Origin of the sequence: Nostoc sp. (genome assembly GCF_036917415.1) — a bacterium.
In the GTDB taxonomy this organism is placed as follows: Bacteria; Cyanobacteriota; Cyanobacteriia; order Cyanobacteriales; family Nostocaceae; genus Nostoc.
Genome location: NZ_JBALDJ010000007.1, coordinates 1 through 20,193, shown reverse-complemented (window position 1 = coordinate 20,193; position 20,193 = coordinate 1). Strand labels below are relative to the sequence as shown.

Here is a 20,193-nt window from a genome sequence, read left to right as displayed (position 1 = left end):
ACTGCTACCAATTAAGAATCAGAAGGAAGAAAACAAGCTTACCTTCAGTTAAAACCCCAATCTGAAACTCAAAAGAAAAAGAATGTCTAACATCAATAAACACGGAGTAGATATGAACAAGAAAACATTAGCCCAATTGAACTTGAGCGCAGTTAAGGAACTTAACGATGAAGTTGCTGCTACCTGTAGTGGTGGCGTTTTTTACAAAAATAGCCCTGACCCAGATGTAGTTTTCTACAGAGATATAAATTTTGGAGGGGATCGATTAGGACTCAATGCATCTACAGGTGATGGCGATCCCAACATCGGGATAGACAACGGCAGTGATAATGGTTTTAACGATCAAGCCTCATCTATTCAGATTATACGGGGTAGCTGGAATTTCTTTACCGACTCAAATTTTCAAGGACAGTCTACTGGTGTTCTGGGCCCAGGAAACTATAATCTTGGGGCTAATAACGACGCAATCACTTCCGCCTTCCGTGTAGGAGCGTAGATTTGACTTGAGAGGATGTTTGAAAAGTCCTCAAGCGTGTGTTTCACTACCCTGGCTACCAATAAACTGCTACGAGAGAATCGGAGTTTTGGGATTTGAGAGCGCGCCCCTGAGTCATACTTGAGGTTTAAGCCAACCCTTTTCAAACAACTTCTAAAAGCAACCTTTGTAGTGATTTTTGTCTAGAGGGCAAAGCTGCCTCAGAATATAGATTTCTGAGGCAGTTAAATATCCTGATTCCTGAAAATATTTCGATATGATTTGTAACGGAAAACATGTCAAAAAACACCTAACGCACCGCTATTGATTGATTCTTGACAATGAATAAAGCAATTTCACTGCTACCAATTAAGAATCAGAAGGAAGAAAACAAGCTTACCTTCAATTGAAACCCCAATCTAAAGCTCAGGAGGAAAACAATGTCCAACATCAAAAAACACGCAGTAGATATTATGAATCAGAAAACATTAGCAGAATTGAGTTTCAGCGCAGTGAAGGAACTTAACGATAAGGTTGCTGCTACCTGTAGTGGTGGTGTGGCCTATACTGGGAGCAATGACCCAGATGTAATTTTGTATAGAGATGGAGGATTTGGCGGCAGTAATCCTCTGGCGGTTAATGCATCAATAGGTGATGGTCTTAACTACGTTGGTGATGATTTTAACGATCTAACCTCATCTATTGCCATTATTCGGGGTACATGGAACTTCTATGTAGACGCCGGATATGGGAATTATCAGACCACTCTCGGACCAGGACTATACTCTAGTCTCCCACAGGGTATTGCAAACGACAGTCTAAGTTCCCTCTATCGTGCAGGATAGATTTAACTACCCTGCCGCCGTTATAAGAATTTTTTCGCAATAGTAAAGCTGCCTTAGAGTATACATTTCTAAAGCAGTATGAATAGTGTTCAGCTATCAGTTATTTAATATCAATAACTCAGTTAGTAGTTGTTCCATTTTGACTGATAACTGCTCACTATTTACTTACTTAAAGAGATAATTTATAAACTTAAGAAAATTATTTTACCTATAAGGGTTTCAGCAATTTAAGTCAATAAAGCACTTATTTGCTGAAAGTCAGACTTAGTAATGAATTGAATATTTTTAAGATTTCCTTTACGAATCAGATCTAATCATTGAAGAATGAAATACGACAGCATATTGCAATACAGTGAATAGAATCATGTCACTACTACCAATTAAAAATCAGTCAGGTTAGCAAGCCGGAAACAACTCAGATTCCCAGCAGTGAATAAAATTCAATCACTGCTACCAATTAAGAATTAGAGTCAAGCCAAACCAGCGATTACCTTCAGTTCCAGCTTCAATTTTAAATTTCGGGGAGAAACAATGTCTAACATCAACAACAGAGGAGATATGAACAAGAAAACATTAGCACAATTGAGTTTCAGTGCGGTGAAGGAACTTAACGATGAGGTGGCTGCTACCTGTAGTGGTGGCGTTCATTACAAGGGAAGCAACGACCCAGATGTAATTTTCTACAACAATATAGATTTCACAGGGAGGTCTATACGGCTCAATGCATCGATAAGTGATGGTGATCCCAACATCGGGCTAAATAACCAAGGCAAAGTTAACGGTTTCAACGATCAAGCCTCATCCATTAAGATTATACGGGGTAGGTGGAATTTCTTTGACGACTCAAATTTTAAAGGACAATCTACTGGTCTTCTTGGACCAGGAAACTATTATCTTGGGGCTAATAACAACGCAATCACTTCCGCTTTTCGTGTAGGGTAGATTTGACTTCTCTGTAACCTTAAGAGTGATTTTTGTCTAGAGGGCAAAGCTGCCTCAGAAATATATACTCTGAGGCAGTTGAATATCCGTATTGATCTGTGTTGCCTCTACGGCATCAAAAATTTAAGTAATTTAACTATGAAATACTACAGCGTACTGCAACACAGTGAAGAAGATTGTGGTGCTGCAAGCCTTGCTACAGTCACCAAACACTACGGACGCACCTTTGCCCTCAACCGCGTGCGAGAAGCAGTGGGCACAGGTTCGCGGGGAACCAGCTTGCTAGGTTTGAGACGAGGAGCAGAAACTCTGGGATTCCATGCTCGTCAAGTCCAAGCCACTCCAGAACTACTAGAGAAATTAAATGAAGTTCCCTTGCCCGCGATCATTCACTGGAAAGGCTACCACTGGGTGGTATTTTATGGGCTAAAAGGGAAAAAATGTATTATTTCTGACCCCGCAGTTGGTATCCGTTATCTCACCTTAAAAGAGTTAATGGCGGGTTGGAGTGACGGTGTGATGCTGCTGCTGATGCCAGATGACAGCCGCTTCTATGAGCAAGCAGAAGATCAAATTGGCGGTTTTGGGCGCTTCATTGCCCGGATATTGCCCTATCGTAACCTTTTGATTCAGGCGATCGCCATCAACTTTGCGATCGGGCTGTTGTCTCTCGCCTCTCCTTTAATGATGCAACTCCTCACCGATGATGTGCTAGTGCGGGGAGATACCCAACTGCTAACAACGGTGGCAATTGGCGTCATTGCTATGAACCTAATTCAAAATGCCATTGGTTTGGTACAATCTCACCTGATTGGTCATTTTGGTCAACGGTTGCAATACGGGCTAATTCTAGAATACGGGCGAAAACTGTTGCGCTTACCCCTATCATATTTTGAAGCACGTCGCAGTGGGGAAGTCGTTAGTCGGATTGCTGATGTTCATACGATCAATAATCTAGTTTCTCAAATCGTTCTTGGTTTACCCAGTCAATTTTTTGTGGCTGTGGTTTCCTTGAGTTTCATGCTTTTCTATAGTTGGGAACTTACTCTAGCTTCCGTCGCCGCTTTTATCATTGTCACAGCAGTCAACCTGCTTTTTCTTCCCGCCTTGCGCCAGAAAACCCGCAGCCTTATCGTTAAAGGTACGGAAAATCAAGGCTTTTTAGTCGAAACCTTTCGCGGGGTTCAAGTTCTCAAAACCACCCAAGCAACTCCTCAAGCTTGGCAAGAGTATCAGACAAATTTTGGTCGCATTGCAAACTTAGGCTGGACTACGATGAAGTTGGGGCTTTACAGCAGCACAGTCACGAGTATTCTTTCCAAATTGACGAGTATTGGCATACTATGGTTAGGTTCTAGTTTGGTGATTAATCAGACATTATCCATCGGTCAACTGCTGGCGTACAGTGGTATGAGTGGCAGCTTTCTTGGGTTTTTAGCGTCAGTAGTCGGGCTAATCGATCAATTTATCACTGCTCAAATTGTCGTTCAACGTTTGACAGAAGTGATAGATGCTACCCCAGAAGATGAAAATGACTTTAAAAAACCTTGGGCAGAAATTTCTGGCAATGCAGATATTACTTGTTCTCAAGTTAACTTTCACCATGCTGGTAGAACTGACCTGTTAGAAAACTTTTCTTTAACTATTCCTGGTGGTCAAGTAATAGCCTTAATTGGTCAATCTGGCTGTGGTAAAAGCTCTCTTGGCAAATTAATTACTGGTTTATATCAAGTCCAATCTGGTAACATTCGTTATGGCATATACAACCAGCAAGACTTATCTTTAGAATGTTTGCGGCAGCAAGTCGTATTAGTTCCCCAAGAACCTCATTTTTGGAGTCGTTCGATTGTGGAAAATTTTCACTTCAGTTATCCCAACATTAGTTTTGAACAGATAGTAAAAGCTTGTCAAATTGCTGGTGCAGATGAATTTATTAGTAAATTACCTGATAAATATCAAACTGTTTTAGGCGAGTTTGGTGCAAATCTTTCTGGCGGACAAAGGCAGAGATTAGCTATAGCTAGAGCAATTGTTACTGACCCACCTGTATTAATTTTAGATGAATCTACAGGTGCTCTTGACCCAATCAGTGAAACCCAAGTTTTGGATAGATTACTTAATCACCGTCAAGGGAAAACCACAATTATGATTAGCCATCGTCCTCAAGTTATCAAACGGGCTGATTGGATTGTGTTGCTTGAAGATGGGCGCTTAAAAATTCAAGGAACTCCAGAAGAATTACGTCATATCCCTGGAGAGCATTTAAGCTTTATTGATGAGATTTATTCTTCTAATAATGGTAATGGATTGAAATCTTCTTTAGTTTTTCGGAATTAATTAATGTTTATTAGAGATATTAGAGATATTTATAATTTATGATTAGTAAGTCTCAAACAAATTTTTTACCCTTAGTTCAAGACAACGAGTTTCTCCCACCAATTAGTCGTTGGACTACATTTGGCGGACTATTTATCGTGTTTGCTTTGTCGTTAGCTGTTCCTGTGGCTGCGGTTGTTAAATATAAAGTTACGGTCATTGGGCAAGCGGTTGTCCGTCCTGCGGGTGAATTGCCAATTGTACAGGCGGCGACAGAAGGACAGGTAATGCAGATTTACGTCAAAGAAAATCAAACGCTGCAAAAAGGAGATAAAATTGCTACTATTGATGACTCTCGATTGCAAACCAAAAAAAACCAGCTGCAAGCCAATATTCAACAAGCTAGGTTACAACTAATTCAAACCGTTCCGCAAATTAATGCAATCGATAGTCAAATTCGAGCCGAAAGCGATCGCACCAATCGGACTATCGCCTCTGCTAAAGCTGAATTGCAGGGACGCGATCGCGATCATCAAGACAAAAAAATTACCAGCGTGACTGAACTTCAAGAAGCAGAAGCCAATGTCAAAATGGCTCAAGAAGAATTATATGCAGGGCAAGCACAGTTACAATCAGCATTAGCTAATCTCCACGCAACTGAGGCGGCTTTAGGAGCAGCGACATCAAAGCAGAGCCGATATGAAAGTGCCGCTAAACAAGGGGCATTATCCCGCGATCAACTAGAAGAAGTACAGCTGGCTGTCAAACAGCAACAACAAGCTGTACAGGCGCAAAAAGCAACTTATAAGGCCCAAGAAAAAACAAATGAACGGCTAAAACAAGCTGTTAATGGGGCTATTGCTAAACGCGATCGCACTCAAGTCGGCCTCAACCCAAGCAATGCAGAGGTAGTAATGGCGACTGAACGCATTGCTCAAGAAAAAGCCTCTGGGGATGTAAATAAAGCATCCTTAGAAAGAGAACTTCAAGCACTTCTCAAACAGAAAATTGAAACGGAAAAACAGTTAGAGCGCGATACTAGCGAATTCAAGCAAGCTGAAATTGACCTGAAGCAAACTACTATTACCGCTACAGCAGACGGGATTATTTCCAAGCTAAATTTGAGAAACCCCGGTCAAACTTTGCACGTTGGGGAGGAAGTTGTTCAAATTGTTCCTAGTCATGCACCTTTAGTTATCAAAGCAGCTGTCGGTTCTAGGGAAAAAGGTAAGATAAAAGTTGGTCAAAAGGTGCAAATGCGAGTTAGTGCTTGTGCTTATCCTGATTATGGTACTCTCAATGGCGTTGTCAAAGCGATTTCCCCGGATGCTGTAAGTTCGCAAAAAAACGATGCAGATGCTGATACGAACTCTATCCCAAAAGCAACTGCTGTAGGTGCTTTTTACGAAGTCACAATTGAACCAGAGAAACTTGCTTTAGGTCGCAGTACAAAGAAATGTCAAATTCAATTGGGTATGGATGGCAGAGTTGATATTATTACCCGCGAAGAAACTGTACTGCAATTCTTGCTTCGCAAGGCAAGATTAATGACAGATTTGTGACATTGAAATCAAGAGACAGATTTATGTTTATGCAAAACTTTAATATGCATATTTTTTGGTGGATTTTGGTTTCCCTAGTCAATATTTTACTTTTAGTTATTTTTTACGAAACAATATATTTGACTGACATTTCAACGGCAATTTTTAGCGCCAGCAATATACTAGTAGCTATTTTAGTCCGTAATGAACTGATTTTGCATTTATTGTATCGTTTGGCAGTATGGACTTCGGTAAAGATTGTTTATGGCAAATACTATCTTAATAGTGGCGTTCATTATATTGGTGGCGTTCACGCCTCATGTGCTACTTGGGGTTTTCTGTGGCTAATTGTTGATGTATTGCAGCAGTTGGGAAACCCAAGCGATCCTCTATCAATGGCTACATCCAGCGATCCTATATCAATCGCTACATCCAGTATATTGTTAACACTTTTATTTATTATTATCATCACTGCTATTCCCCCATTCCGCCATAAGTTCCATGACACGTTTGAAATAAGCCATCGCTATCTGGGATGGTCTTGTTTGAGTATTCTCGTCTTGCATCAAATTAGATTTCAATTTATCATCGCTCTCAACCAAGCTTATCCTCTAGAAACTTTATTAACTAATCCAGTTTTACTAGCGATCGCGCTGATGATTTTCAGCATATTTTTGCCTTGGATCAGCGTGCAGTGTTTTGATAATTTTAGGATGGATTGTCCATCTGTTGGGGTTTTAGTTGTGACTCTTCCAGGAAGGGCTGATGTAGGGACATTTGCTCGAATTAGTCTAGATGGTATTGAATGGCATTCCTTTTCTGTTGCAGGAACCAGTTTCAGCAAACAAACGGACGAATCAGAAATTCATTTAATAATTGGTGCAGTAGGCGATTGGACTAAAAATTTGATTCGGCAAGTTGAAAAAGGAAATTTGCCCAAACGACTATGGGTTCGTCGAGTTAAGCCTCCTGGTTTTATGTTCTCAATTAACGCTTATTCACGAGTAGTTGTAATCGCAACTGGAGCAGGAATTGCACCAGTTATACCTCATGTGATAGAAAATAGTCACAAACTTTGTATTGTGTGGATTGCTAACGAACACGAACAAACTTACGGTAAAAAGCTTTGGTCGTTGCTTGACTCTCATCCTCGTTGCAATATTTTCGATACAAGAATGCATGGTAGACCAAATGTAGAGCAGCTAGCTCTTGGTGCTGTTCGAGATTTTCGGGCGCAAGCCGTGTTTTGTGTATCCAACAAAGCGGTTACTGAAAAGGTAGTCAAGACTTGTTTGGGAAAAGGTATTCCAGCTTATGGAGCTACCTGGGATTCATGAGGCTGCCGTATGCTTTGTTTGTTGCTTAAGCAATGAAATTACCTCTTGTTACATAGTGGAAGCTGATTTTAGGTCATACCCTAAATAGTCTAAATAGTATGAACGAGAACTAACTAAAATTTAAGGCGATCGCGGACTGATAAGCAAGAAAATCTTTTCTGCCATTTGTTTCATGAAATTAATTAAAACAGCTCCACAGAAAATTATCCTTTTGATTCTAGTCCTTAGCTGTCTGGGTGTAATTGGAGTTAGACTGAGACGCAACTTTTCTCAAATTCGTAGTGTACAAGCTTTTGTTAACGGTGAAATCATTTTTGTACGGGCATCCATCCCAGGCGAACTAGAGTTAAAAAGCGAGAAAATTAAGTTAAGCAACCAACTTCAGAAAGGTACACAAATCGGCACAATTAAATCTACTGTCGAAAATCCACGAGTATCAGTCCTCAAAATTGAGAAGCAGCAATTGGAAACTCGCTTACAGGATGTTCAACAGCAAATCTCTGGGGTAAAACAGCAAATCCTAAATCGAACTAAATTGATGAACTTGTTTAAACAACAAACTGTCACCCAGAAAATACTTCAACTCAAATATGCACGTCAACAGATAAAACAACTTGAAGAGGAAATCGCTGGAGAACAAGTCAGAAAAAAAGTAGCGCTTGCTGACGCTCAACGCCTTACTAGTTTAGCAAAGTAAGGGGCAGAAACCGTTTCCAGATCTGAAAACAAAATTGCAGAAGCGCAGCAAGCATCTGCTGTAGTAAAGGAAGCTCAATCAAGAATTGAGCTAGCCAAGCTCAACTCAGAAGCAACGAAAGCCGGACTTCAGCTAGAAGGAACTCGCACCTTAAGCTATCCTGAAACTCGCGTTCTCGAACTTGATGTAGAGTTAATAGACTTAAAGCAACAAGAAAGAAACCTCGAAAAACAAATCCAGAGCATTCAGTCACAGCTATCCATTACCAGTAAAGAATTGCTCTTTCAACAAAACGTCTTGGTTCTAGCACCAACAACAGGCGTAATCTGGTCAATTGATTCCCAACCCCAGGAAATAGTCGAAGCGAATAAATCGATTATTCAGTTACTCAACTGTCAGAATCTTTGGATAGAAGCATTCATAAATGAGACTGATGCTAATAAACTTGTCGTTGGACAAGAAGCCCAAATCAACATTAATAACTCAAGTAATATTCAATGGAAAGGACGAGTCGAGACAATCAGAGCAGGTACAGGTCGTGTTGAAGTTGGGCAATATGTTGTAGAACCACCACCAGAAATTGCCCGCCGTCAACTATCAGTACGGGTAGCGACAGTGCGAATCAAAGTTAATTGGCAGAAAACCCCTAGATTTGACGATTTTTGTCTGGCAGGGAGAAGTGTAAACGTTCGCTTTCTCGAATCAAAGTCCTCGACTTTTTAGCAATTTATGCCTTTAATTTTTACTAGTTTGACATTATTCAACTAATGATTGTGGAGTAGCGGGAAATTACCGACGACTTTGAATAAATATAACTAAAACACCACTTACAATTACGCCAAAGGCAGAAGGAATAAATGGTGTCCATAACCCTTGTTTTAAAAGAGCGATCGCACAAACTCCATATAATATGACAACTATCACAAAGATGGCGTATCTCTTATTTAACAGCGATCGCACCCACCAAATAATCAGACTCCCAACTACAGACCAACCGCATATCCAGAGAATATCGCCCCAGTAAGGCAAAACCCAAAGAATTGGACGTTGGTCTAAAACTGCACTCAAAACTTGGCTAACCATTTGTGCTTGTATAAATACCCCTGATATTTCTTGGTAATCTTGTTGTGCAGTACTGTAGGGAGTTGACCAAGTATCGCTGACTGTATTAGCTGTCACTCCAACGATAACTACCTTATCTTTAAATGATTTACGATCAAATTTATTACTCAATACATCATCAAGGGAAACTCTCTGATAATCTGTATTACGGTAATTGACAAGTATTTGATTTCCGCCTAAATCAACTCCTTGTTGATAGGCACCACTGCGACTAGGTTTTAAGCGTTTAAATACTTTAGAGCCAAACTGTACATAATCTTCATTAAATTTAGGTTTAATATTTTCATAAGATAAGTAACGAGTAACTAATTGCAACGAGAGCGAATAAGGCGTTGTACAAGTCGAAAAAGGCTCTTGTGCCATCATCAAAATTTGGCGACGGACAATACCATCTGGGTCTTGAATTGCATCAATAAAACCCTGACGTACTACAGGTACGTCTTTCGGAGGTTTAACACCTTGGGGATCGTATTTACTATCGGTGCTTTTGCAGACAACAACAACGTTCTCTTTATTAAGTTCAGTCGGAAGTTGTATTAGTTTTGATTTATTTGGGGGGTCAGCGAAGTCTCTATAAATATCCAGTCCAATAACTCGCGGTTGATACTTTTGTAATTTGTTGAGCAATTTAGCTAACGTACTATCTGAAATGGATTTCAGTCCTTTGGTCATGTCCTGTCGTGATTGAATATCTTTTTCAGTAATTTCTACAATTATCAACCTTGGATCTGCATCTTCCTTGAGTCCCAGCCGTAGCATTCGATCGAAACTTTGCAGTTCGATTTTCTCAAAGACTCCCAAGTATCTCAAACCTACCGTTGAAATAGCCACAAGAAAAGTACTAAGTAGTACATTCCAAAATTTAGATTTTGATGTCGCAATTTTACCTTTTGTCGAAACTTTACTTACAAATTTAGTATCAGCAAAATTACCGGACAGTTCTTGCCACGTAGTAGGAACAGTTGTAGGATTTTGACAGATGACTGGCAACCAACTGGCACAAGGAAATTCATTTTCCAGTCCTTGAAGTCTTTCTCGTGCTTCTCGCACAGCCAAGTAAAATGGTTTGCTATCTGCAAAGGCAGTAAGAAAGTTTTTTAAAAATTCTTGTGCTATTAAATCTGGCACTCCTTCCCGCATTACAATCATTTGGGGAATGTTTAAATCCGCTAAATTTCGTCCTAAACCAATTCCATCACAAGAGTTGAAAATTGCCAGTTTTAAACCGCGTCTAATTGCTGCCTTAAGTGCATGTTTTAATTGCGAAATTGCTAAACTTTCTGTTTGATTGATGCAAATTTCCCCAATCTCTCCGTCAGCAAGACTAGTGCTATGTCCGGCAAAAAATAGAATATCCCAATCCTGATTCCATAGATATTCGTCAAGTATTTGCCGTGTTGGTTCTATAAGAAAGGTGGTTTTGGCATCTGTTAAACCTTGTAACAAAGAAGCGTCTTTATCAATATCAATACCAACTCTATTGCCTAGAATTGCCAAAATTTTGACTTTACCTGTAGGAGATTTTTGTAATAGCTGAGGAGATTCATACTCATGATTGCTCAAAGCTAATTCCGCTTTCGGGTAATCTTCAAAAAATTTCCATAGATGCCAAGGCAAACGATGCAATAGAACTATATTTGTTTCAATAATGACTCTAATTTCATCATTACGACTGAGTAGAGTTCGCAACTGCCGTTCAATATTCTGAAATGACTCAAATTTCAACCAAGCATTGATATTTGCTTGTAGCTGTTGACACACTTCATCGAAGTCATTGACAGAAATATTGGTTATGTCTTGTGAATGTACTTTTATCCGTTGATTGCTACTACCCAGGCGTTGATGAACTGCTGCGTAGAGTAACTGCCATCTGCGGTAGAGTTCGCTTAGTTCTGGTGCTGGCGGTAGACTTCCTATTAATTTCACGGGTACAAATTGGTTATGAGACCAAAGTTGAGCCGTGACAACAGGAAATCCTTGATTTAAATCTCCTCCCAAGAAGCTGAGGACAACTAGCTTACTCATAAGTTAGGTAGACTTTGCCATTTGTGATTAACTAATGACTAATCAACAGGGAGCATTCTACTTATGCAAAAATACCAAAGAAAAATGCAGTATAAGGACTAAACAAGACAAATTTGGGCTAAACCTATGACCCTCGAAGAAAACAACGTTTACAAGCCGCCGCAAAAGAGATCGCATCAATCTTGTATAAAAATACATCACCAGAGGCATTAAAAACTTTTGAAGAGATCGAAAAAACAGTGCGTAGTTTACCGCCGTAGGCATCGCTCCTTGCTTAAGCATGTCAGCCCTGAAATCGCCTTTTTTTTATCGAACAAACTACGGGTACAAGCAAAGGACGGACTACTTATATCTCAATACGCTTGGGTTAAGGAAATTTATCTTTTAGGCAGGGGGAGCAGGGGAGGCACTAGCGATCGCTTCTTTCTTATCTGGGTATAGAGCAGTAAGAATCGAAACTTAGTACTAAGTCAATAAGCTACGCTTAATGCGATTATTTAGCAATTTATTGATAATGAGTTGCTTTTATTGACAAGATGCATTCGCCTTGCAGTGGCATCCATTCAATCTTCCTTCCATATTACAATTACGTTGTGCCTATCTCAATGGTCAACTCACTATTTGATATTTTTGTATAAGTAGGATGCTCCCAATCAACACCAATTTGACACTGCTGGCTCCTAATAACTAAATTATGAAATTTTCTGTTATTTGATAATTATTCAGATCGATCTGGATGCTGAAACATTCTCCTACTTCGCCATCAAAGAGTTTTAACTGCACGTAGATGTCTTGAATTCTTGCTTGTACTTGTTGAAGTATTTCCCCTCGATCTGAAAGTAAAACTAGCTTGATATTAGCAGGTAGGTAAGGTTGATTACAAGCTGGATGTAGTTGCACGCGAATCCTAACTTGTTGGTTAGCTTCTGCTATTAAGGCAACTAATAAAACAACTTTTTGAGCCTCTATTTCTATTCCTAAGTTAATCAGCTTGGCGCGTTTGATAGCGGTAGTATTTAACCCGGAAGAAGTGCGGAAATTAAAAGCTAGGCTACTAGAGTTTGGCTCAAAAAAAGTCTCTATAGCTTGCCAAGAATCATTGTAAATCTGCTCCAGCCAACGACTAAGATTCACTTGTACTTGTGAAAATTGCGTAGGCGCAGCCCATCGTAGATATCGCAGCCTTTCTTGGTACAAACGCTGCCGCCACTGCTGATTCTCTAGTAGCATTCCCCAGGTTGTAAATGGTACTGCAAGTCTCGGAAATGTTACAGAGGAATTACTTAACCGATGCACAATATTTTCTGCTTGAACATTCGATAATTCTGGTAGTGGAGCGATCGCAGCTTTCATCTCCTCTGTTCCACAAAATTGGTAGGTCATCCAAAAAGCATTAAGGTCTTTAATTAAGTGCCTTGCATCTATACAATAAGTCCTATCTACTTGGTCATAGTCTGCTAGTGATTTAAGTTCTTGATGGGTTATATAGCCCCAAATTCTTACCCACTTGCCATCTGGTGTGACTTGCACTGCTAAATAATAGTCTGCTGCCCAAGTGGGAATGTCTACCCATTCTTGAGGAACTTCTAACTCGCTATCATCAATTGCCTCGCTGGGAATTAAAACGACTCGCTTTTCCTTTAACAAAATTGCTGTGCCATTGACAAATTCCCAAAAAGCAGGAATACCAGGGGAACTGTGCCAGATACTTGCTTCTGGAACATATTCAGCTTTTACCCAATTCAGAAACCCATGAAGGCAAATTTGATTCATGTAAGCACGCCAGCGACTGCTAGGTGTGGCGTACATTTGGCTTTCTTGCCAAGAACTTGTCTGTAATGATGGTGATATTTCTAACAATAGTTCCTGTGGTTCTGTAAAAGCGGAAGTCATTTTTACTACCTCATCTTTCATAATGTCAGCGAGATTCCCCATACTTAATTTTCAACCATTCTTCCAAAGCACTACTCATATCATTAACTAGGTTGGAAGTCACAGAAATATTAAGTGTATCTTGACTCCATTGGATCAACGCTACTAGCATTAATTCTCTAGCTTTGAGCAGTCGGCGAGAAACAGTAGGCTGACTCATTTTTAGGCGTTCTACAATCTGTGGTTGAGTTAACCCTTGTTGGTAGTAAAGCTTAAGTATTTCCTGGGTTTTTGCCTCAAAAGTTTGTAAATTTTTTAACAAAACAGCTTCAATCTGAGATTGTTGATTTTGTTGGTTTTGGGCATCCTCTTGGGCTATCATCTGAGCGATTAATGAGTCAGAGAATGGATCTGGCAAATCAAAAGTTGTTGTGGAGTCATCTTCTGATATCGCTGCATTTAGAGAACTAACAAATGGATACAGATAACCACGCACGTAGACAGCTGCCTGGGTTAGCCACTGTTCAATTTTCTCTCTCGTGCATTGTGCAGTAGGTTGAGTTAACTGATTTTGGCGTTCGCGGTTATAGAGGTTGACAATAGCTTCCCAAAGTTGGGGTTCTGGTTCTGGTAGTGACTTTGTGCCACCTGGTTGGTTTTGAACATACAGTTCTTTGAAACAAGTCCAGGCTAGTCGATATTGGGCAATTAGAATCGGTGATAATCCAGCTTGAGCAAGAGCTTCTAATAACTGCTTTTTGCTTACTTTGCGTAACAATGCCCAATTTGTGCAAATATCAGCTTCTTTGCGTTGGCGTAAAATGTCTTTTAGCCGACTGGGAACTGCCATAGTAGCATAGGCTTTTAAACTAGAACATTTTTCTTGATTAAAGTTTTTGAGAATTGTTTCAATTTCAGCATTCGCCATTTGAAAATAATCTGCTAGGCTATGTTGACTATTTGTAAATTTGGCAATTGTTTTTTTAGCAGCCCAATAATTTGGTTCCTGTAAATAAGCAGATAAATGCATTCTAGCAAGGCTATTAGATTGCTCTCGCCAGCACTTGTGCCAATGTAACGCCCAAAAATTTTCTGAGTTAGCGACGAATGGTGAAGACTCCAAGCAATTTTGAATATTTCGATGTAGTTTGATATCAATCAACCATTTGCTGAATCGGTCTTCTTCCAACTCAATGAAGGTTGAGAACATCTTGATAATTTTTTGACGAGGACGCATAAGCAGTTAAAAATTTCAATTGATCCGAACTTAAGCAACTATCAAAACCGCAGACACTTCTGTAGACAATTGCAGGATACTGGTTTTATAATTTGCAATTCAATAGCGCACATATTTTATTCCTTGAGATTTTTTGAAGATAATTCTACTCATATTCTGTTGAATCTAGATAATTTAGTTATTTTAAAGTTAAATTGGCGTAAAAAGCGATTTTAGGCGTTGCATAAATGCGGCATAAATCGAGTAAACACTGATTGAGAAGGTCTAGCAAGATATTGTCTCTTAACTTTTTGAAAATTATCTTGCCAATTTTCGTATGTCGGGAAGTGTTTATCGATTAGCGGTTGTACGCCCATACGCTCTATTTGAGTAGGACTTACGCAAAAAGTGCTAAAAAGCTTAATTTATCGAACCGCCAAGAACGCCAAGAATCGTAGAGTTTGCGTAAGTCCTATTGAGTTAGAAGTATAGGTATATCATCGACTCCTTCGTTTGTAATTATGGGTTCAGTAGCCATAGTTGCGAACGTATACCTAATCAAGTCTTTTTGGGAATATGCCCTTTGGTATACTTTTGACTATTTACTTTTCCTAACTCCCTAAAAAATGGGCGAACCGGGAGTAATTAAAGTTAATTGCTTATTTTCAGCTTAAAGTATTTTAATTAAATCAACTAAATCAACTTTTTTGATCTAACTGCAAGTGAGTTTAAAAGTGAGAAAAATCAAACTACTGGCTTTGATATTAATTAGTTTGGCAATGGTGTTGTGGTTTAATTTGCGTTTTTCAACACCGTCAATACCCACTATTGCGGCTTCACCACCAAAAACTGTCCGCTACTTCTATCGCACTTTGCCCCAAAGCATCGCTCATATCGTGCTGATTCCAGTTAATAGCAAATTTTTGGTGACTCCTGCACTATCACAGAAGGTAGGTACTGTAGAGGAGTTTGCCCAAAAGCATCAAGCCGTGGCTATTTTGAATGCAGGCTTTTTTGACCCAGCCAACCAAAAAACTACATCTTATGTTGTCCAACAAGGAAAGTTGATAGCCGATCCCAAGGAAAACGAGCGGCTGGTGAACAATCCCAACTTAAAATCTTATTTGGGTCAAATATTCAATCGCACAGAATTTCGTCGCTACTTATGCGGGCAAACTATCCGCTATTCCATTGCCCTACACAGTCAGTCACCACCAGCAGGTTGTCAGTTAGTTGATGCTATAGGTGCTGGTCCACGCCTATTACCAGAACTTACCTTAGAAAAAGAGGGCTTTGTAGACAATGCCAATAAACGAGATGCGCTTGGGAGCAACCAACCCAATGCCAGAACTGCCGTAGGTATCACCCGTGATGGCAGCGTTATTTTAGTTATGGTGGCTCAAAAACCCTTGGCTCCCGCGAACTCTGGAATATCTTTGCCAGCATTAGCTGATTTGATGAAAACTCTTGGTGCCGAGCGAGCGATGAATCTGGATGGGGGAAGTTCGTCTTCGCTTTATTACAATGGGAAAACCTTTTACGGGAAGGTTGATTTGGAGGGAAATTTTATCAAGCGTCCTGTGAAGTCGGTTTTGCTGGTTCAGGAAAATTAGGGGCTATGGGAATTATACCTACCCACTGGTAGATTTTTGCCATATCACCAATCCCCGAATCCGAATTGAGTCACAATTATAATAGGCAATCATTGAAGGTACTGTTATGCTTCGTCTAACTCAATTTATTCGGAACTTGTTCCTTCGTTTTGAAGGCTTGTTTGGTGTTTTATTCCAAAGTATTTCTAATTTTTTCGGAAATTTATTTGGTTTTTTTGCCAAGCTTTTCGGATTCAGTGAGTCTGGTTATTTCTTGGAATCCGATCGGGTGCAAAACATAAAGCAAGCTTCAGCTAAAGAGCCAATTGAAACGAATCGGGATAACACTGCTAAAATTTCTGCCACTAACCGCCGTCGTTCTAATGCCAAACTTGACGACTACTACCTCAACATGGCTCGTGATGTGAAAAAGAACTGAAAAAAAGCCATAAAGTGGAAGGGAAGTTTAGCAATAAGCTGTTCCAGCTTTAACTTGCATAATTAGGGCGGGCAAGACTTTAACATCAGCGCTACTTCAATAACGCTCAGTCTAGGTCAGCCGAACGCTGTCCACCCGACAATATTTTAATTAAATTTAGATATGCAAATTATATCTGGAACAGTTTACCAATAACTAAATGGCGCTTTGCATTTTCAGAAAAATCATCTAGCCACAATTAAGGAATTTGTATGTGCGTAGGCGAGCATTTACCGCAGGCATCGTACCCTTAACAAAAATTTTGTCCAGTTTGAGGCTGGACAATAGCTAGAAAGATTTTTGAGCTTGAATATTTACTTGGTTTTTAACTTACCAAATCAACTAAGGCGTTGCTTTGGAAGCGGACTATAGATGAAACTGAGCAACCGCGATAATTCTCAGAGGTGAATACTGATAGTGTGATATTAGCTTGATCTGGATCTAAAATGCGTTTTACCTTGCAGATTTGCATCTTATTGTTGCAGTAAGCAATAATCCGATCGCCAGCCTTAACTTCCAACGCTTGAATTTTCAATTAATACCAACCTTGCCAGGAATTTGCTTTGTTAAAGGAAAAATATATTGCTATATCTCACTCGCTTAACAATAGCAATGTTATTTTAGTATAGCACAAAAATCAAGGATATCAATCCTATCAATTTAATCTTGGTAATGTCAAGTTTATTCATACTGCAAATACTAGTGCAGGAGGTAAGAGGCAGAATTTTATCTGTTGCTCTCAACCCTATCTAATTCCAAGCCACCAAATCGTTCGCGCAGTTTCTCAGTCGGAGTATTTATTGAAATCCAGATGAAGGGAAACCTCTGCTCCAAAGAAGTTGGAGCTAAATTTTTTTGATGGAAGATTTTTCTCTCAATGTTTTTGTTACAATCAGTGAAATTTTTACCTAAAAATACCATTATGGCTTTATACGCTGAATTACATAGACATCTAGGCGGCTCGGTCATACCACGAGTTTTATGGCGATATTTCGAGCGACATTCTACGGAGTTAATTTCCCGCTTTGCTGACTATTCAGATTTTGAAGATTTTTATACCCGCCCACGTAACACCCTAGACGAGTATCTAGAATTACACACCCTGGTAGAAAGCGTGCAAACTGTGGAGACTTTGCCTTACTTTATCTATCGCTTGGTGCGGGGTGCTTACATATTTGAAAATTTGGCTTATCTGGAACTGCGCTATACTCCTTATTTGCGGACACCTGAGCATCTGAGTCAATCCGAAAGAATTGACAAGATGGCAGAAATTGTGCGAGTAGTAGGACTTGCCAGCCACCAGCCAGAATATCCGATTGTTACTAGCCAAATTCTCTGTATGCACACGCGCCTACCTTATGAGGTTAACAAGGCGATTGTTGATTTGGCGGTGCAAAATAAACAGTATGTCTGTGCAGTAGATGTAGCTGGAGGTGATAGTTATTACGCCGATCGCTTAGAAGAATGGATTAGCTTATATGATTATGCGCGATCGCTGGGCGTTAACACCACGGGACATCTATATGAAACCACTGCTGGTTGTTACCCAGAACTGTTACCATATTTGATGCGAATTGGTCACGGCATTCAAATTCCCCTACTATATCCAGAACTACTTAATGATGTGGCTAGACGCGGACAATGTTTGGAGGTTTGTCCGACAACTTATCTCAAAACTGGAACTTTGCAAGATATACGTCAACTCAAATTAGTTTTTGACCGTTGTCTTGATGCTGGGGTAGATATCGCTATCTGTACTGATAATGCAGGATTGCACAATGTGCGTCTACCGTTTGAGTATGAGAATCTCTTGACTTACAACATTATTAGTTTTGAACAACTACAAGCTTGTCAAGATGCAGCTTTCCGTCATGCTTTTGCTTGGCCTTACAGTCAACGTCCTGCATCACTGTTGAACGGTTTGCTCAAACCTGAACCAGCTAAAATTTTGTCCATAAGAGATACTAATTAACGATCGCTTAAAGATATTCATAAAGTTAGGTGATTGAATGTTAATTAATGTTGCAATTACTAATTTTTTTTGATGCCATAGAAAAAGTTGTAATACATAATAGGTATCTTGCAAAATTAATGTTTTAGAAATAAAACCACAAATATACACCGATAAATTATCTGTGTATATTTGTGGTTCCTTCTTTACTGAGAAAGGATTCTTGCTATGATATCAAGTCTGGATAATTATATAACAATGTCACCAATAGAAATACTGAAACAATTTCACTTACCTCTCCCCCAACCGCTAGATGCGCCCGTTTAACAACTTAGCTATAACCTGGACATGAGAAGGAAAGTTCATTGTTATATAATTACCAGGAACTTCGTGGATTTCTAGCCCTTCCATCGCCAAATCATGCCAACCGAGTTCTGGATTTTGCGGGTTGAAGGAGTCGCGATCGCTTGCTCAAAAGAAGATGACTCTACCTGGATAAGCTTTCGGGACGTAGTTTCGCATCGCTTTAATGATGGCAGGCTTTACAGTCAAATACATCTAACGACGCAAGGACAGTTAAGACAACATCAAATAAGCTTCATATAACAACTTAATTGTTTTGTACTAGATTATAAAGATGGAATCATGGCAAGTTATATCAGCAGGGGTAAAGAGGGAGATTGTGTTCAGCAAATTTTGGGCACTCACATGAGGTATCCAGAAATAAGCTTTTGGATTGCCCAGCAAAATGCACCGAACACCACAAATCTAGAGTCACAAATTGCAAACTTAGAGTCACAAGTTACAAGTTTAGAGTCACAAGTCACAAGTTTAAAGTATCAAGTCTCTAACTTAGAAGACGATGTTAGGCAAGCTGGAAGCATTGCGATATTTTGTGTTGGAGCGTTTTGTGCATTGTGGGCCAAGAATACTGGTCGTAATGCATGGTTATGGTTTTTCCTTGGAATCTTCTTCGCTCCAATTACTGTCATAGTGCTACTTGCCAAAAATTCAGCCGACAGAAGATCGCAGAGATAATTGACCTCCTCGTTTGATAAGCCGATATAGCCATAACGTCAAAATCACAAACGTCTACGCAATTTACAAAAACAGAGATTGAACAGTCAGATCCTTCTGGGTGATGGTGAAGTTACGCTGTTCTGCTGTCGCAATGAATGAAACGATCGCTTCACACGCCACAGCAACGGTTAATATCACCAAGTTTCTTGCCAACGGATAATCACAGACATCATCATTCACCTCAGAAGGAACCCGATAAACTTCATTCCAAATTACTTCTGCATAATCTGCTGATAGTCCAGCATGAAGACAAGGAATGTTTAATTGTTCAGCATAATCTTTCACTGCTTGACGTGCCACGCTATTGTCAAAGACAAAATCCGATTTAAATAATTGAAATTCCGCACAAGTTAGCAAAGCAGTTTTCACAATTGCCTATACCAATTTGGCTACGCTCCCATCAAAGGGAGCGACAGGATTTGAACCTGCATTCCGTTGCCGGAGTGTGTGTAGGCTTTACAAGTTAGGGCGCGGAATTAAGTCTTAAATTATTCTGTGCAAGTTCAAGAAGCTACGGTCGCTCTTACCAAATATTGGCAGTGGGCACGCACGCTAAATCTGCGCTCTTACTTAAAAATCACGCTGATTCGATGCTCGAACTTTACTACCTTAGCGGGACTTAAACAAAATAGGAAAGCAAAAAAGAGTATAATGCTAACCTAGTATAGCTTTCACGTTGAAAAAAGCTGATGAAAGAAACTACC

General features: G+C 39.7%; 17 protein-coding genes and 2 pseudogenes. 13 read left to right on the top strand and 6 right to left on the bottom strand.

The genetic code is table 11. The features are described from left to right. Positions 1-82 precede the first annotated feature (82 nt). From V7K41_RS00855 to V7K41_RS00820, 8 genes are all read left to right on the top strand, one after another. On the top strand, positions 83-496 hold the full coding sequence (locus tag V7K41_RS00855; protein ID WP_334845278.1) for a beta/gamma crystallin-related protein: 414 nt from the start codon (positions 83-85) through the stop codon (positions 494-496). Between the two features lie 419 nt (positions 497-915). After that, on the top strand, positions 916-1,320 hold the full coding sequence (locus V7K41_RS00850; protein ID WP_334845277.1) for a beta/gamma crystallin-related protein: 405 nt from the start codon (positions 916-918) through the stop codon (positions 1,318-1,320). Positions 1,321-1,851: 531 nt separating this feature from the next. Then, on the top strand, positions 1,852-2,262 hold the full coding sequence (locus V7K41_RS00845; protein WP_334845276.1) for a beta/gamma crystallin-related protein: 411 nt from the start codon (positions 1,852-1,854) through the stop codon (positions 2,260-2,262). Between the two features lie 138 nt (positions 2,263-2,400). Beyond that, entirely contained in the window at positions 2,401-4,599 is a 2,199-nt protein-coding gene (locus tag V7K41_RS00840; RefSeq protein WP_334845275.1) for a peptidase domain-containing ABC transporter, read from the top strand. A gap of 38 nt (positions 4,600-4,637) precedes the next feature. Continuing rightward, a complete protein-coding gene (locus tag V7K41_RS00835; protein ID WP_334845274.1) occupies positions 4,638-6,140 on the top strand; it encodes an HlyD family efflux transporter periplasmic adaptor subunit in 1,503 nt (500 codons plus the stop codon). Positions 6,141-6,259: 119 nt separating this feature from the next. Continuing rightward, positions 6,260-7,456: a hypothetical protein gene (locus V7K41_RS00830; protein WP_334845273.1), complete on the top strand. Its 1,197-nt coding sequence runs from the start codon at positions 6,260-6,262 to the stop codon at positions 7,454-7,456. Positions 7,457-7,628: 172 nt separating this feature from the next. Next, the gene (locus V7K41_RS00825) at positions 7,629-8,153 is read left to right on the top strand and encodes a hypothetical protein (protein WP_334845272.1); all 525 of its coding nucleotides are present in this window, start codon (positions 7,629-7,631) and stop codon (positions 8,151-8,153) included. A gap of 33 nt (positions 8,154-8,186) precedes the next feature. Beyond that, positions 8,187-8,876: an HlyD family efflux transporter periplasmic adaptor subunit gene (locus V7K41_RS00820; RefSeq protein WP_334845324.1), complete on the top strand. Its 690-nt coding sequence runs from the start codon at positions 8,187-8,189 to the stop codon at positions 8,874-8,876. 66 nt (positions 8,877-8,942) lie between these two features. On the opposite strand, the gene V7K41_RS00815 is transcribed toward V7K41_RS00820, so the two are convergent. The 4 genes and pseudogenes from V7K41_RS00815 to V7K41_RS32750 all read right to left on the bottom strand — a co-directional run. Further along, the gene (locus V7K41_RS00815; RefSeq protein WP_334845271.1) at positions 8,943-11,300 is read right to left on the bottom strand and encodes a CHASE2 domain-containing protein; all 2,358 of its coding nucleotides are present in this window, start codon (positions 11,298-11,300) and stop codon (positions 8,943-8,945) included. A gap of 687 nt (positions 11,301-11,987) precedes the next feature. Further along, the gene (locus tag V7K41_RS00810) at positions 11,988-13,193 is read right to left on the bottom strand and encodes a DUF1822 family protein (RefSeq protein ID WP_334845270.1); all 1,206 of its coding nucleotides are present in this window, start codon (positions 13,191-13,193) and stop codon (positions 11,988-11,990) included. A gap of 25 nt (positions 13,194-13,218) precedes the next feature. Then, positions 13,219-14,409 (bottom strand): sigma-70 family RNA polymerase sigma factor, encoded by a 1,191-nt coding sequence (locus tag V7K41_RS00805; protein ID WP_334845269.1) that lies wholly within the window; start codon positions 14,407-14,409, stop codon positions 13,219-13,221. 302 nt (positions 14,410-14,711) lie between these two features. After that, a pseudogene (locus V7K41_RS32750) lies at positions 14,712-14,926 on the bottom strand (hypothetical protein); the annotation flags it as partial. Positions 14,927-15,122: 196 nt separating this feature from the next. Here V7K41_RS32750 and V7K41_RS00800 point away from each other — a divergent pair. Further along, positions 15,123-16,001, top strand: coding sequence for a phosphodiester glycosidase family protein (locus tag V7K41_RS00800; RefSeq protein WP_334845268.1), 879 nt, complete (start codon positions 15,123-15,125; stop codon positions 15,999-16,001). Positions 16,002-16,107: 106 nt separating this feature from the next. Continuing rightward, a complete protein-coding gene (locus V7K41_RS00795; RefSeq protein WP_334845267.1) occupies positions 16,108-16,419 on the top strand; it encodes a threonine dehydratase in 312 nt (103 codons plus the stop codon). Between the two features lie 364 nt (positions 16,420-16,783). Here the strand turns inward: V7K41_RS00795 and V7K41_RS00790 are convergent, their stop codons facing one another. Further along, complete coding sequence (locus V7K41_RS00790; RefSeq protein WP_334845266.1) at positions 16,784-16,993, bottom strand: hypothetical protein; 210 nt, start codon at positions 16,991-16,993, stop codon at positions 16,784-16,786. 387 nt (positions 16,994-17,380) lie between these two features. Between V7K41_RS00790 and V7K41_RS00785 the strand changes: the two genes are divergently transcribed. From V7K41_RS00785 to V7K41_RS00775, 3 genes are all read left to right on the top strand, one after another. Then, positions 17,381-18,430 carry an adenosine deaminase gene (locus V7K41_RS00785; RefSeq protein WP_334845265.1) on the top strand — a complete coding sequence of 350 codons (1,050 nt, stop codon included), beginning with the start codon at positions 17,381-17,383 and terminating at the stop codon, positions 18,428-18,430. 399 nt (positions 18,431-18,829) lie between these two features. After that, positions 18,830-19,015, top strand: a complete 186-nt coding sequence (locus V7K41_RS00780; RefSeq protein ID WP_334845264.1) for a hypothetical protein — start codon at positions 18,830-18,832, stop codon at positions 19,013-19,015. A 39-nt stretch (positions 19,016-19,054) separates the two neighbouring features. Next, positions 19,055-19,447, top strand: coding sequence for a hypothetical protein (locus V7K41_RS00775; RefSeq protein ID WP_334845263.1), 393 nt, complete (start codon positions 19,055-19,057; stop codon positions 19,445-19,447). 63 nt (positions 19,448-19,510) lie between these two features. Here V7K41_RS00775 and V7K41_RS00770 read toward each other — a convergent pair. Beyond that, positions 19,511-19,804 (bottom strand): annotated as a pseudogene (locus tag V7K41_RS00770) (ThiF family adenylyltransferase); the annotation flags it as partial. Positions 19,805-20,193: the final 389 nt, after the last annotated feature.